Source organism: Nguyenibacter vanlangensis (genome assembly GCF_013376155.1).
GTDB lineage: Bacteria > Pseudomonadota > Alphaproteobacteria > Acetobacterales > Acetobacteraceae > Gluconacetobacter > Gluconacetobacter vanlangensis.
Window position 1 is genome coordinate 1 of sequence record NZ_JABXXP010001136.1, and the last position, 656, is coordinate 656.

The 656-nt window shown below is 70.3% G+C and carries 1 protein-coding gene; it reads right to left on the bottom strand.

The window, feature by feature from the left end:
* Positions 1 to 60: 60 nt before the first annotated feature.
* On the bottom strand, positions 61 to 656 hold a 596-nt coding region (locus HUK84_RS21715; RefSeq protein ID WP_176641984.1), incomplete at its 5' end, for an SDR family oxidoreductase.

The window sequence follows — 656 nt, forward strand, 5'->3', positions numbered from 1 at the left end:
GGGCGCGCCGCAGCGCGCAGGCGGTCCGCGCGCTGCTGGAGGTTTCCGTCCCGCCGCCGGTCACAGGACCGACAATACGCCCCCATCCACATATAATGTCTGGCCGTTGACGAAGGACGATGCGTCCGAGGCCAGGAAGACGGCCGCCCCCTGCAGCTCCTCGACCCGGCCCCAGCGGCCGGCCGGGGTGCGCTTCTTCAGCCAGGCATTGAATTCGGGGTCCTCGACCAGCGCGCGGTTCAGCGGCGTCTCGAAATAGCCCGGGCCGATCGCGTTGACCTGCAGCCCGTGCCGGGCCCAGTCGGCGCACATGCCCTTCGTCAGGTTCTTCACCGCCCCCTTGGACGCGGTGTAGGGCGCGATGCCGGGCCGCGCCAGTTCGCATTGCACGCTGCCGATATTGATGATCTTGCCCGCGCCGCGCGGGATCATGTGGCGCGCGACGGCGGTGCCGACGAAGAAGACGCTGTCGAGGTTGGTGCGCATCAGTTCGGCCCAGTCCTCGGGCGGGAAGGCGTCGAGCGGCGCGCGGCGCTGGATGCCCGCATTGTTGACCAGGATGCGGATCGGGCCGTCCGTATCCTCGATCTTGCGCACCCCGGCCTCGACCGCCGCGCGGTCCGTCACGTCGAAGGCGCGGGTCAGGACGGTGCGCG